Here is a 12,914-nt window from a genome sequence, read left to right as displayed (position 1 = left end):
CCTTTCTTTGGTTACTTTCTTTGGGGCCGCCGAGGTGGCGAAGCAAAGAAAGTAACGTGCTCCGGCCACCGCCGGTATCAAATGCCTTTCAACCCGCGCCGAAGGCGCTAACACACACTGCGAAGGTGGATTGTCGCTTCGCTCCAAATCCACCCTACACCCAAAGCAATATAAACCAGGCCCGCCATCCCGGATTTCCGCTATCGCTCCATCCGGGCTACGCAGTAGCATCTGCCGGCAAAGGCCACCTGCGGCGGCCGGAATGACGATGTGGTATGCACGCAAAACAACATCCCATCCGCGTACTACCCACAAAAAAAGCCCCGTTCAACACGGGGCCTTTTTTGCTCAAACACATCACCGATTCCGCATGAAATCCGCAGTACGGAAAAACGCATCTTCCAGGTGATCCCGCAGCGCCTGTTCCATCGGCACTTCATCCATGGCGGTGTACATGCACAGCAACCACTGGTCCCGTGCGTCTTCATCCACCGCAAACGGCATATGCCGCGCGCGCAACATCGGGTGACCGTATTTCTCGATGAACAGCGACGGGCCACCCAGCCAGCCCGACAAAAACTCAAACAACTTCTGGCGGATGGGGGTCAGGTCCGGCCCGTGCATTTGCCGCAATGGCAACACGCGCGGGTCGGTATCCATGATGTCGTAGAAACGGTCAACCAGATGCCGCAGCGGCGCTTCGCCGCCCAGCATTTGATACGGCGTCAGTTGCGTTACTTCTTCCACACTCAACCCTTGACCGGTTTGATCAGGCTGGCGGACAGCTTGGCGCGTTCGCGAGCCTGGTCGGTGTTATCACCGGCGGCTACGGCCACGCCCATACGGCGGCGTTCAAACGCTTCCGGCTTGCCAAACAGGCGGATATCGGCGCGCGGCACGGCCAGGGCTTTTTCGACGCCTTCAAAAGCAATGCCCTTTTCTTCCATGCCACCATACACAACGGCACTGGCACCCGGCTCACGCAGGGCAACATCGACCGGCAGTTTCAGAATGGCACGAGCGTGCAGTTCAAATTCGGAGAAACGCTGACTAGTCAGAGTGACAAGGCCGGTATCGTGCGGGCGCGGGCTGACTTCAGAGAACCAGACTTCATCACCCTTTACAAACAGCTCTACGCCAAACAGGCCGCGGCCACCCAGATTGGACGTGATCTTTTTGGCGATATCGCGTGAGCGTTCCAGCGCCAGCGGGTTCATGCGTTGCGGCTGCCAGCTTTCCACGTAATCGCCCTTCACTTGCACGTGACCAATCGGGTCGCAGAAGAAAGTTTCCACCTCGCCCGATTCACCCATCGCACGCACGGTCAACTGGGTGATTTCGTATTCAAAATCAATGAAGCCTTCAACGATCACCTTGCCCTGGTTCACGCGGCCGCCACTGGCCGCGTATTCCCAGGCCGGCACCACATCGGCCTCAGAGCGCAGCGTGGATTGACCCTTGCCCGAGGAGGACATCACCGGCTTGACCAGACACGGAAAGCCAATCTCGGCAATGGCGGCCTGCATTTCTTCCAGCGAGGAGGCAAAGCGGTATGGCGATGTCGGCAGGCCCAGTTCTTCTGCAGCCAGGCGACGGATGCCTTCACGGTTCATAGTCAGATTGGTGGCACGGGCAGTCGGAATCACCTCGGCCAGGCCATCCGCTTCAATGCGCAGCAACTCTTCCGTCGCAATGGCTTCAATTTCCGGCACGATCAGATGCGGGCGCTCTTGCTCCACCAGGGCGCGCAGAGCCTTGGCATCCGCCATATTGATGACATGGCTGCGGTGCGCCACTTGCATGCCCGGCGCGTCCGGATAACGATCCACCCCGATCACTTCCACCCCAAGACGCTGCAGGGCGATGATGACTTCTTTGCCCAGTTCGCCGCAGCCAAGCAGCATGACACGGGTGGCAGTGGCAGAAAGTGGTGTTCCGATACGCATGACAAGCTCCTGAATCAATCAGACTGGGCATAAATTTGTGAGGGCCGAATATTACCATGCACATCGCCCATGCGGCGGTGTACTTGCCCGGCGGTTTGTGCTGGCAGCAGGCGTGAAAAAAGGCCGGAAACCGGCCTTTTTCAGGGACGTACAGGCAATCTGGTGTGATCAGTCAGCCTGGTACGGATAGGACTTTTGCGCCACACGGGAGGCGTCGTTACGGGCTTTTTCATCCAGATTGATCGGGGCTTTGTCCCAGAGCAGGGAACGACCTTCGACCTGGCCCTTGGCCACATCCTGATGCTCGGCCAGGTAGCCGCGCATGAACTGGGTGAATTCAGAAACGTAATTGATATCTTGAGCCATGGATGCAAAACACCGTGTTTGTTTTTTTGCGATGCGCTGATTATACCGGCAAGCTGCGCAAAGCGGGGAGCACTTGTGCATGCAGTGCGGCATTCCCCGCCGCCAGCACCCGGCCAGCACTGCCCAGACGCAACGGTTCGCCCTGCCAATCGGTCATGACCCCGCCCGCGCCAATGATGACAGGTGCCAATGCGGCATAGTCATGCAGCTTGAGGCCCTCTTCCACCACGATATCCAGCCAGCCCGCTGCCACTTGCCCGTATAGATAACCATCACCACCGTAGACCGGGTAACGGCAGGCTTTGACCAGATCCTTAAAGACATCCGCGCAGGCTTGAAGATGCTCCGGGCCGGTGGTGCCAATTCGGGCCTCAGCCAGATCGCTGATCTGACTGGCCGCAATGGGTTTGCCATTGAGTGTGCTGGGGACGCCAACACCACCAATCCAGCGGTCGTTGACGATGGGCTGGTTGATGACGCCCAGCACCGGCTTGCCAAAGTGCAGCAGGCCAATCAGCGTGACAAACAGCGGCCGGCCGACGGTGAAGGACTTGGTGCCATCAATGGGATCGAGCACCCAGACCCATTCAGCATCGGTGTTTTCTTCGCCATGTTCTTCGCCAATGATGCCGTCATTGGGGCGCGCGGCGCGGATGCGTTCACGCATGACGCGCTCGGCCTCACGGTCGGCCACCGTAACCGGGCTGTCGTCGGCCTTGGAAACAATCGACACATCATGACGGTAATAGCTGCGGATGGTCTGACCAGAAATATCGGCCAGTTCGTGGGCCAGAACGATCAGGTCTTGCGAAATCGTGGGTTGACTCATGGTGATCTATACCTTTTTAGCCTCGGCGCGCAGCCTAACACGTTCTGCAAACGGCGGGAAACGGATGAATTATCGCAGTGATCCGCGGCAGGCTGTTCTAAAATAAAAGGTCAGCCCGACAACAAGAGGAAAGCATCATGCAGGGTAATCCTGATGTGGTGAAAGCGCTGAACACCGTGCTCACCAATGAATTGACCGCTATTAACCAGTATTTCCTGCATGCGCGCATGTACAAAAACTGGGGCTACAAGCGGCTGAACGACCATGTGTATCACGAGTCAATCCACGCCATGAAGCGTGCCGATGAACTGATCGAACGCATTTTGTTTCTGGAAGGCCTGCCCAATCTGCAGCAACTGGGCAAATTGATGATTGGCGAGAACCCGCAGGAAATGTTGTCCTGTGATCTCAAGCTCACCACCGGTTATCTGACCACGCTGCGCGGCGCCATTGAAAACGCCGAACAAGCCCAGGACTATGTCAGCCGCGATATGCTGACAGAACTGCTGGAAGAAGAAGAAGAGTATGTGGACTGGGTGGAAACCCAGCTCGGTCTGATCCCGGAAGTGGGTCTGGCCAACTATCTGCAAGCGCAGATGGGCGATTGAACCGGAGGCTCTCATGCAAGGCAAGACCAACGTTATTGACGCACTCAATCACCTGCTGGCCGCAGAACTGACCTCGATTGACCAGTATTTTCTGCATAGCCAGATGTACAAGAACTGGGGTTATCACCGTCTGTTTGAACGCATTGACCACGAACGCCAGGACGAGATCGGCCACGCCACCCGGCTGATGGAGCGCATTCTGTTTCTGGAAGGCATGCCCAACGTGGCGACGCGCACGCGCTTGCGTATCGGCACCGATGTGCCCTCCATGCTCAAGAACGACCTCGATACCGAATACGAAGTCGCCAAGGCGCTGAAGGACACCATTGCGCTGTGTGAACGCGAGCAAGACTACGTCACGCGCGAGATGCTGGTGGGTCTGCTGGACGATACGGAAGTGGATCACGCGCACTGGCTGGAACAACAACTGTTCCTGCTGGGTACCGTGGGTACACAGAACTATCTGCAATCCCAGATGGGTAGCGGCAGCCCCACCTGAGCGGGCGTGCTGGTTTGCAGCGGGTATACGTGGCACAAAAGTAACGGCCGGGATAAACCCGGCCGTTACTTTTGAATCTGGATAGTCTGCGTGAACATCAGGCCGCCATGGCGTCCATTTCTTCCCAGCCACGAATGGCTTCAGCCTCAATAGCATCAAGCATGGTGTTCTTGGCGCAATCTGTACATTGCCCACAGCACGTACCGGCACCTGTCGCCATTTGCACTTGCGCAAAGGTCCGCATGCCCTGGTCTACGGCGGTGTGAATATCTTTTTCGGTCACTGCATTACAGATACAGACGTACATGAAACCGGCCTTGTTACTGATAACTGTTCTCATTATCTAACAAGAACAATTCTCAATCCAGTAACAAAATTCACCTGCTGACAAACGGTAATACCCTTGTCATATCAAGGGTCAAGTGCCGGAAATGGAGCGTGCAATGCCAGTTGCCTCAACAAAGCTCCATTCACTGGCAGGCTTGGGTTTGTCATACAGATAGCCCTGCATGATGTGGCAGCCCATACTGGCCAGAATCTCGGCCTGCTCGCGCAGTTCCACACCCTCTGCCACCAGCTCCATTCCCAGTGTCTGGCCTAGTGCAATGATGGTCTGGATGATGGCCATATCGCTCTTGTCATTGAGCATGTCACGCACAAAGGACTGGTCGATCTTGAGCGTGTCCAGCGGAAACCGCTTGAGGTAGGCCAGACTGGAATAACCCGTACCGAAATCATCCAGTGAGACATGCACTCCCAGTTCCTTGAGGGCAACCAGGGTTTCCCGGGCGGCATTGGCGTCGCTCATCAAGGTGCCCTCCGTGATTTCCAGCTCCAGCAGATCCGGATTCAACCCGGTGTGATCCAGCACCTCTGCGACAACCTCCGGGAAATTACCGGCGGCAAACTGGGCCGCCGCAATGTTGACCGACATTTTCAGCACGTGCCCCTGGGCTTGCCAGGTCGCGGCCTGCTGACAGGCCATTTCCAGTACCATTTTACCCAGTGGCACAATCAAGCCGGTTTCTTCGGCCAGCGGGATAAACCGGCCTGGTGAGAGCAGTTCGCCCTCCGTGCTGTACATACGGACCAGCGCTTCAGCCCCGATGACCCGCCCTTCCCGCGCGTTGACCTTGCTTTGGTAGAACACCTCAAACCGGTTTTCCTGCAGGGCCTCGCGCAGATGGCGTTCCAGCAGATGCCGGCTTAACACCAGGTCTTCCAGTTCGGTGGAGAAAAACCGGTAGCGGTTGCGCCCGTCCTGTTTGGCGCGGTGCATCGCCACGTCGGCGTGGCGCATCAGGGTTTCTTCGTCAGAACTATCATCCGGAAACAGGCTGATACCGACGCTGATGGACAGATCAAAGCGGTTGCCATCCAGTTCAAATGGCTCGCCCATGGCAGCCAGCAGGCGTGTCGCAACCTCGTCAGCCTCGTTGATCGAACGCAACTCGGGTAACAACACCACAAATTCATCCCCCCCCAGGCGGCCGATGGTGCCGGTGGCAGAGAGTTCTTTTTCCAGCCGGTGGGCAATCTGGCGCAGCAAATCGTCACCCGCCGTATAGCCGATGGAGTCGTTCACAAACTTGAAGTAGTCCAGATCCAGCAACAGCATGGCGACGTGGGTCTGGCTCCAGCGGGCCACTTGCAGGCCGTGAGAAATCCGGTCTTGCAATAACAGGCGGTTGGGCAAGCCGGTCAGCGGGTCATGGCTGGCCAGGTAGCTCATCTTGATGGCCATGGCCCGCGCTTCACTGGCGTCACGGAATACGATGATGGCGCCAGAAACCTCGCCGGTCACATTGCGGATAGGCGCGGCGGAGTCTTCCACGGCCGATTGCTGACCGCTCAAGGCCACGAGGTTGCAATTGAGCGCCATGCCAACAATCCGCTCTTCCTTGAGCGCCAGATAAATGGGATTACGCAAGACGTGGCCGTTGTTGGCGTCTCGCAGCTCCATGACATTATCGATGGGCTTGCCGATGGCGTCGGACGAATGCCAGCCGGTCATTTCTTCCGCAATCGGGTTCATGAAGGTCACCAGCCCCTGCTGGTCGGTGGCAATGACCGCATCACCAATTGAATTGAGCGTAATGCGCATACGCTCTTTTTCTTCCCACAGCGCGCGTTCGGCAGTGATGCGATCGGTGATGTCGGTCAGCACCATTAGCACCCCGGCAACCACCCCCATCTGCCAGTTGGGCACCAGGGTGGTTTGGGCGATACGACGGCGGGCAGAAGACGGAAACAGCGTCACCTCCACCGAAATGGTCCGCCCTTCCATGGCCCCCGCCCAGTGTGGCCGTAACTGGGTCATGGTTTCTTCATTGAGCACGCTGTCCAGCGACATGCCCAGCATGCGGGCAGAAGAAATCCCGAACCAGTGACCCAATTGGTCATTGCAATAACGATTGATGGTATCTGCGCCCCAGAATGCAACAAACGAGGGCAAGTGGTGAACCAGGTCGGCCAGATCACGGCGGGTTTGTGCCAGTTCGTCTTTCTGGCGCTTGAGGGTGAGCTGGTTTTGCACCCGCAGGCGGCAGATCGGTACATTGATCGGCTTGTTGAGAAAGTCGATGCCACCAGCAGCTAGCGATTGCGTTTCGTAAGACGTCCCCTCATGGGCCGTGATGAAAATCACCGCACATTCGCTGGTGTAAGGGTTGGCCTTGAGGGCATTGCAGACTTCATACCCATCCATGCCTGGCATTTCAATATCAAGAAGCACCAGATCGGGACGGCTGGAATCAGCAATGCGCAATGCATCCGGGCCGTTGGTAGCGAACAGCAAATCGGCCATGCCATACAGTGCATGACTTATCAGCTTGATATTCTCTACTGCGTCGTCAACGATCAGGATAGTCGGTCGGGGCCACTGTTCTTCGACAGCAAACACGTAAGTTTTCTCTCCAGTGCGGCAGTCCGGTCATTGCTTTGCTATACAGGCACTTACTAATGCAATTTTTTCTGCTGAATGACTTATTAATTACTGGATAGCACCGATTACAAGGAAGTACAGGATTTTCACGGCACGGCTTTATGGTGATGCATTACCCCCGATCACCGCCCCTGTCAGCTTCGCCAGGATGCACCCACTCAGGAGTGAGAACGTTTGCAGATCAATAGTCCAAGGTGGATGCCCGCGATCATTGTTGCTTTGGGCCTGATACTGGCCGCCCTGCTCGCCCACCATCAGCAAACAGAAAATGAAGCGGCAGCGCATCAGCGCTTTTTATCGCGCTCTAAGCGCGCAGTAGAGCAAATCGATACCCAATTACGCATTTACGAATATGGTCTGCGCGGTGCACGCGGTGCGGTGTCCGGGGTGGTGGGCGATGATGCCGCCCAGGCGCGTTTTATTCAGTATGGCAACTCACTGGACCTGCACTCTGAATTTCCGGGGGCGCGTGGATATGGTTTTGTACGGCGTGTCCCCGCAGCGCAAGAGTCTGTATTTGTCATCAACCAGCGTGCCAACGGCCAGCCGGATTTTCATATATTCCAGTTGCAGCCACATACCGGCGACAAATACGTGGTCCAGTATTTTGTGCCACAAGAGATCGGCAACCGCGTGATCGGGCTGGATATTGCCTCCGAGCCAACTCGCCTGACCGCGTTGCGTGATGCCATGAACAGCGGACAAGCCACGCTGACGCGGCCCTTGGGCCTCACCCTGCCCAAGGGCGAGCCCAATCTGGGGTTTTTGCTGGTCATGCCGGTCTATCGGGATGGCAATATGCCAGCCAACCCGGCCGAACGCGAAGAGGCGACCCAAGGCTGGGTGTATACCCCGCTGGTCGTCAGTGCGGTGATGAAGCACTTTGATTATCGGGATGGCGAGATCACCGTCAAACTCTCGGCGCTGGATACCAACGATAAAAACGCCAATTTTTTTGCCTCCCCGCTCAGCGACCGCAAGCCGCAACAAGGCTTTGTCTACGAGGCGGATATTCACCGTTATGGTCAGGTCTGGCACGCGCAGATTGCGGCCCTGCCCAAGTTCATCTCGGACCTGAATCTGCTCTCCCCGCTGGAGCCCGCGCTGATCGTGCTGGCCTGCGCCATTTTGCTGGCGGGGGTGATTTATCTGTACTCGGTCAATGTGGACCGCCGCCTCAGGGCCGGTGCAGACCAGGCACGACTGGCCGCGATTGTAGAGGGCTCCAACGACGCGATCGTCGGCAAGACGTTGCAAGGCGTGGTGACCTCCTGGAATTCCGCCGCCGAGCGCATGTTTGGCTACAGCGCGGCAGAGGCCATCGGGCATACGATCCGCGAACTGGTCGTCCCGGAGGATCGGGCCAATGAAGAGGCGGAAATCCTGCGCCGGGTGGGTCATGGCGAGATCGTGCCGCACTTTGAAACCGTGCGCCGTCGCAAGGACGGCAGCTTGATCACGGTATCGGTCACCGTGTCCCCCATCCGCGGCCCGGCGGGGCAAATTGATGGCGCAGCCAAGACCGTGCGCGATATCAGCCAGCAAAAGGAAACCGAGGCGCAGATTCTCAAGCTGAATGCCACGCTGGAGCAGCAGGTGCAGGAACGCACCGGACAGATCCAGGCCTTCTCGGCGTTACAGGCGGCCATTCTGGAAAGCGCAGGTTATTCCATCATCGCCACGGATTCAGACGGCCTGATCAAGCTGTTCAACCCTGCCGCTGAACGCCTGCTGGGTTACCGGGCCGATGAAGTGATTGATCTGGAAACACCGCGCATCATGCATGACACGGCAGAAGTGGAACGCCGCGCGCGCGATCTGACCGAGGAGTTGGGTTATCTGGTGGAGCCGGGGTTTGAAACCTTTGTCGCCAAGTCCCGCCTGGGCAAGCCGGACTCCAACGAATGGACCTATATCCGCAAAGACGGCAGCCGGGTTGCCGTGCTGCTGACGGTCAGTAGCCTGCGCGACACCGAAGGCCGGATTTTCGGCTTCCTCGGCATTGCCATGGACCTCACCGCGCACAAGCGTGATGAAGCGGTCCTGCGCCAGGCCAAGGAAAGCGCCGAGTCGGCCACCCGCGCCAAATCGGACTTCCTGGCCAATATGAGTCACGAAATCCGCACGCCCATGAACGCGATCCTTGGCATGCTGCAGTTGTTACAGCAAACCGATCTGACCAGCCGCCAATACGATTACACCGAGAAAGCCGAATCCTCCGCCAAGGCGTTGCTGGGCTTGCTCAACGATATTCTGGACTTCTCCAAGGTCGAGGCCGGCAAACTGGAACTCGACCCACACCCCTTCTTGCTGGACAAACTGCTGAAGGATATCGGCGTCATTCTGTCTGCCAGTGTGGGCAAGAAGAACATCGAAATCCTGTTCGATATTGACCCCGCCCTGCCCGAACTGGTGATTGGTGACGCGCTGCGCTTGCAGCAGGTGCTGATCAACCTGTCGGGTAACGCCATCAAATTTACCGAGCACGGCGAGGTGGTGCTGTCGGTGCGGCTGAAACGCCGGCGCGATGAGCAACTGACCGTGCAGTTCTCGGTGCGCGACACCGGGATTGGCATGACGCAAGATCAAATCAGCCATATCTTTGAAGGATTCTCCCAGGCTGAAGTCTCGACCACCCGCCGGTTTGGCGGCACCGGGCTGGGGCTGGCCATCAGTCAGCGCCTCGTGCGTTTGATGGGTGGGCAACTGGAGGTCGAAAGCACCGCGGGTAAAGGCAGCCAGTTCCATTTCGAGATCGTGCTGCAGGCCACCGGGGCGGAGATATCGCTGGAAGAAAGTCTGCCCGCACTGGCCAATCTGCGTGGTGTGCGGGCCTTGGTGGTCGACGATAACGCCAGCGCGCGCGAGGTGATTTCGCGCATGGTTGATTCGCTGGGCTGGCGCGCCGACCTTGCGGCATCAGGCCTGGAAGCGCTCGATCTGCTCCGGCAAAGCATTGACCGTGGCCGCGCGTACGACGTTATCTTTGTCGACTGGTCCATGCCGGACATGGATGGCTGGCAAACCGCTGAGCACATCCGGCAGATCACCCCCAGTGGCACTTCCCCCTTGATCGTCATGGTGACCGCGCACGGGCGCGAAATGCTGGCGCAGCGGCTTGCCAGCGAACAAGCCCTGCTGGATGGTTTTCTGGTCAAACCCATCACGATTTCCACTTTATTCGATGCGGTAGCGGACGCCCGTGCCAATCAGGGCACCACCATCGCGCCGGCCCGCAAAGCGGGTGCAGGCCAGCGCTTGATCGGCCTGCGTCTGTTGCTGGTGGAAGACAATCCGACCAATCAACAGGTCGCGCGCGAATTGTTGAAAAACGAAGGCGCCCAGGTCGATGTGGCGGGTGGCGGCATCGACGGCGTGACGGCCGTCCAGAATGCCCATCCGCAGTACGATGCCGTGCTGATGGATATCCAGATGCCCGACATGGATGGCTACGCCGCGACGCGGGAGATTCGTCACAAGCTGGGCCTGCATACCCTGCCCATCATTGCCATGACCGCCAACGCCATGGCCAGCGATCGCCAGGCGTGCCTTGATGCGGGCATGAATGACCATGTCGGCAAACCCTTCGATCTCAACCAGTTGGTGGCGGTGATCCGGCAGTTTACCCGCCAGGTCGAACCCGCCCTCACCCCGCCACCCGCACAACTGCGCAGTGGCGGTGTGATTCCGCCAGCAGCCCTCAAGCTAGCCGGAGAGCGCGGGCTGGATATCGCCGCAGCGCTAGCGCGCCTCGGCGGTGATTTGCCGCTGTTTGAATGGGCCTTGGGCAGTTTTCTGAGTACCAGTGCCCAGATGAACGAACAACTGGCGCAATGGTGGCCTGGCAGCCCGCAAGACGCGCTGGCGCGCTTGCTGCACACCCTCAAGGGCACTGCCGGCACGGTGGGCGCGACGGATCTGGCCTTGCAGGTACGGCAGGTAGAGACGGACTTACGCGACAACATCCCCGACAAGGCGATCGGTGAAAAGCTGTTGCAGGTCAGTGCTGCGCTGGAAGAAACCTGCGGCAACGTCAAAGCCCTGCTGGCCTTGTTGCAGACATCAGAAGGCGATACCGGCAGCACCACAGTCCCGGACTCGGCACTGACCATCACGGGCGACCTGGAAACCCTGTCTCGGCTACTGGCTTCTGCCAATATGGAAGCCACGCGCGTGTTTGATCAAATCAAGGCGGGTTTGAACGCGGCGTATCCAGAACATGGGGCCAGGATTGAGGATGCCATCAGCAACCTGGACTTTCAGCGCGCCCGCGCACAATGCGAAGAACTGCTGGCGCAACTGCGCGCCTGAACGCCGCCACCCAACAAAAAAGCCCCGCAATGCGGGGCTTTTTTTGGCAAACACCAGTCAGGCTCAAGCGCCGAACGGGTGACGCATTACGATGGTTTCTTCGCGATCCGGACCCGTCGAGATGATATCGACCGGGGCTTCGCAAATTTCTTCCACGCGCTTGAGATAAGCACGGGCATTGGCCGGCAGGTCTTCAAAGCGCTTCACGCCAAACGTGGATTCACTCCAGCCCGGCATTTCTTCATACACCGGCTCGCAACGGGCGATTTCTTCTGCGCCCACCGGCAGGATGTCGACAATCTTGCCGTCGATCTTGTAACCGGTACACAAATTGATCGTCTCAATCCCGTCCATCACGTCCAGCTTGGTCACGCACAGACCGGACACACCGTTGATCTGGATGGAGCGCTTGAGCGCAGCCGCATCAAACCAGCCACAACGACGCGGACGACCGGTTACGGAGCCGAACTCGTTACCGCGCTTGGCCAGACCGGCACCGACTTCGTCAAACAGTTCGGTCGGGAACGGGCCAGAACCCACGCGCGTGGTGTACGCCTTCACAATGCCCAGCACGTAGTGCAGCATCTGCGGTGCCACACCAGCACCCGGTGCCGCCGCGCCAGCCACACAGTTGGAAGACGTGACATACGGATAGGTGCCGTGATCCACATCCAGCAAAGTGCCTTGCGCGCCTTCAAACAAGAGGGACTTGCCTTCCTTGTTCAGGTCATACAAGGTGCGCGAGACATCGGACACCATCGGGCGAATACGCTCAACGAATGCCAGAGTCTGGTCATAGACGGTCTGGAAATCCAGCGCCGGCGCCTTGAAGTACTGGGTCAACAGGAAGTTGTAGTATTCCAGGTTTTCTTTGAGCTTGGCGGCAAAACGTTCCGGGTGGAACAGGTCTTGCACGCGGATGGCACGACGGGCCACCTTGTCTTCATAGGCCGGGCCGATACCACGACCGGTGGTGCCAATCTTGGCTTCACCCTTGGCCGCTTCACGGGCCTGATCCAGCGCCACGTGGTACGGCAAGATCAGCGGGCAGGCTTCAGAAATGCGCAGACGGCTAGCGACGTCAATGCCAGCGGCATCCAGTTCGTCGATTTCCTTGAGCAAGGCTTCCGGCGAAATGACCACGCCATTGCCAATAAAGCAATCCTTGCCCGGATGCAGAATGCCGGACGGAATCAGACGCAACACCGTCTTCTTGCCGCCCACGACCAGTGTATGACCCGCATTGTGGCCACCCTGGAAACGGACAACGCCCTGGGCGTGATCGGTCAGCCAGTCGACGATCTTGCCCTTGCCCTCGTCACCCCATTGGGTACCGACCACGACTACGTTTCTGCTCATTCAGAACCTCGATTTAACCAGATAGAACAATCATTTACATTCAGGCAGCCCG

General features: G+C 58.1%; 10 protein-coding genes. 3 read left to right on the top strand and 7 right to left on the bottom strand.

All coding sequences use genetic code 11. From position 1 onward, the window contains the following. Window positions 1-357: 357 nt before the first annotated feature. From HNQ50_RS05355 to HNQ50_RS05340, 4 genes are all read right to left on the bottom strand, one after another. Entirely contained in the window at window positions 358-747 is a 390-nt protein-coding gene (locus tag HNQ50_RS05355) for a group II truncated hemoglobin (RefSeq protein ID WP_308419137.1), read from the bottom strand. 2 nt (window positions 748-749) lie between these two features. Beyond that, window positions 750-1,946: a formate-dependent phosphoribosylglycinamide formyltransferase gene (gene purT, locus HNQ50_RS05350; protein WP_184098362.1), complete on the bottom strand. Its 1,197-nt coding sequence runs from the start codon at window positions 1,944-1,946 to the stop codon at window positions 750-752. A 168-nt stretch (window positions 1,947-2,114) separates the two neighbouring features. Then, window positions 2,115-2,312 (bottom strand): DUF3460 family protein, encoded by a 198-nt coding sequence (locus HNQ50_RS05345; protein WP_184098360.1) that lies wholly within the window; start codon window positions 2,310-2,312, stop codon window positions 2,115-2,117. 40 nt (window positions 2,313-2,352) lie between these two features. Continuing rightward, entirely contained in the window at window positions 2,353-3,141 is a 789-nt protein-coding gene (locus HNQ50_RS05340; RefSeq protein ID WP_184098358.1) for an inositol monophosphatase family protein, read from the bottom strand. 137 nt (window positions 3,142-3,278) lie between these two features. Between HNQ50_RS05340 and bfr (HNQ50_RS05335) the strand changes: the two genes are divergently transcribed. Beyond that, window positions 3,279-3,749, top strand: a complete 471-nt coding sequence (bfr, locus tag HNQ50_RS05335; protein ID WP_184098356.1) for a bacterioferritin — start codon at window positions 3,279-3,281, stop codon at window positions 3,747-3,749. 13 nt (window positions 3,750-3,762) lie between these two features. Beyond that, window positions 3,763-4,248, top strand: a complete 486-nt coding sequence (gene bfr, locus HNQ50_RS05330; RefSeq protein WP_184098354.1) for a bacterioferritin — start codon at window positions 3,763-3,765, stop codon at window positions 4,246-4,248. A 97-nt stretch (window positions 4,249-4,345) separates the two neighbouring features. On the opposite strand, the gene HNQ50_RS05325 is transcribed toward bfr (HNQ50_RS05330), so the two are convergent. Together HNQ50_RS05325 and HNQ50_RS05320 are read right to left on the bottom strand one after the other, a co-directional pair. Beyond that, window positions 4,346-4,555 (bottom strand): (2Fe-2S)-binding protein, encoded by a 210-nt coding sequence (locus HNQ50_RS05325; RefSeq protein WP_184098352.1) that lies wholly within the window; start codon window positions 4,553-4,555, stop codon window positions 4,346-4,348. A 111-nt stretch (window positions 4,556-4,666) separates the two neighbouring features. After that, a complete protein-coding gene (locus tag HNQ50_RS05320; protein ID WP_308419136.1) occupies window positions 4,667-7,150 on the bottom strand; it encodes a two-component system response regulator in 2,484 nt (827 codons plus the stop codon). Window positions 7,151-7,390: 240 nt separating this feature from the next. Between HNQ50_RS05320 and HNQ50_RS05315 the strand changes: the two genes are divergently transcribed. Further along, a complete protein-coding gene (locus HNQ50_RS05315; protein WP_184098350.1) occupies window positions 7,391-11,503 on the top strand; it encodes a CHASE domain-containing hybrid sensor histidine kinase/response regulator in 4,113 nt (1,370 codons plus the stop codon). A gap of 63 nt (window positions 11,504-11,566) precedes the next feature. Here the strand turns inward: HNQ50_RS05315 and HNQ50_RS05310 are convergent, their stop codons facing one another. Beyond that, window positions 11,567-12,862: an adenylosuccinate synthase gene (locus HNQ50_RS05310; RefSeq protein WP_184098348.1), complete on the bottom strand. Its 1,296-nt coding sequence runs from the start codon at window positions 12,860-12,862 to the stop codon at window positions 11,567-11,569. Between the last annotated feature and the right edge of the window lie 52 nt (window positions 12,863-12,914).

The sequence above is a fragment of the Silvimonas terrae genome, from assembly GCF_014202765.1.
Lineage (GTDB): Bacteria > Pseudomonadota > Gammaproteobacteria > Burkholderiales > Chitinibacteraceae > Silvimonas > Silvimonas terrae.
Note: the sequence above shows the minus strand (reverse complement) of the source record. Positions and strands in the feature narration are given on the sequence as shown.

Excerpts from the sequence above, each read along its gene's own strand:
- purT (WP_184098362.1), bottom strand. The coding sequence starts at position 1,946 with ATGCGTATCGGAACACCACTTTCTGCCACTGCCACCCGTGTCATGCTG.
- HNQ50_RS05345 (WP_184098360.1), bottom strand. The coding sequence starts at position 2,312 with ATGGCTCAAGATATCAATTACGTTTCTGAATTCACCCAGTTCATGCGC.
- HNQ50_RS05340 (WP_184098358.1), bottom strand. The coding sequence starts at position 3,141 with ATGAGTCAACCCACGATTTCGCAAGACCTGATCGTTCTGGCCCACGAA.
- bfr (WP_184098356.1), top strand. The coding sequence starts at position 3,279 with ATGCAGGGTAATCCTGATGTGGTGAAAGCGCTGAACACCGTGCTCACC.
- bfr (WP_184098354.1), top strand. The coding sequence starts at position 3,763 with ATGCAAGGCAAGACCAACGTTATTGACGCACTCAATCACCTGCTGGCC.
- HNQ50_RS05325 (WP_184098352.1), bottom strand. The coding sequence starts at position 4,555 with ATGTACGTCTGTATCTGTAATGCAGTGACCGAAAAAGATATTCACACC.
- HNQ50_RS05315 (WP_184098350.1), top strand. The coding sequence starts at position 7,391 with ATGCCCGCGATCATTGTTGCTTTGGGCCTGATACTGGCCGCCCTGCTC.
- HNQ50_RS05310 (WP_184098348.1), bottom strand. The coding sequence starts at position 12,862 with ATGAGCAGAAACGTAGTCGTGGTCGGTACCCAATGGGGTGACGAGGGC.